Origin of the sequence: Bartonella sp. AP150HLJHH, from assembly GCF_042196385.1 — a bacterium.
In the GTDB taxonomy this organism is placed as follows: domain Bacteria; phylum Pseudomonadota; class Alphaproteobacteria; order Rhizobiales; family Rhizobiaceae; genus Bartonella.
On record NZ_JBHIQC010000149.1, the window covers coordinates 1 to 545 of the forward strand.

Annotated in this window: 1 pseudogene; it reads left to right on the top strand. The window is 44.8% G+C overall.

Annotated features, from left to right (window positions below):
* Positions 1-545 (top strand): annotated as a pseudogene (locus tag ACFING_RS10155) (DUF4815 domain-containing protein); the annotation flags it as partial.

The following is a 545-nucleotide window of genomic DNA, read 5'->3' on the forward strand; positions in this document are numbered from 1 at the left end:
CACTTTAAAATTGAAGGTTTTGGCAGTAGCGAAATCTTGGAAAGTCTTACCTTTGATGGTGTGAATGTTTTACCAAAAACAAAGCTTGTTGCAGATAGCAAAGGCACCCTTGAAGGCACTTTCACGATTCCACAAAATATCACCGCTGGCACAAAAAATGTTGTGGCACGGGGAAAAGGTAGAACCATTGCTACGGGTCTTTTTACCGGTCAAGGCGTGATTGATGTGAAAGTGATGCGGCGCACTACCACGGTGAAGATATGGACGCAAGTGGACCCACAAGCGCAAGTTTTTACCCCCGATGAAACACGGCAAATCACAGGAATTGACTTTCATCTTTGCAAAATCGGCAATCAGAACCATGATTTGGTGATTGATTTGGTCACTACAGAAAACGGCTATCCTACCGCCGATATTCAAGCACAAAGCTTTTATTCTATGAAGGGCGCAAAGCTAGGGTGGGCAGAGGCACGCTATGATGTACCACTCCTTGTGATGGATGACCGCTTAACGGCTTTTGTCATTAAAACCGATGATGCTGATCA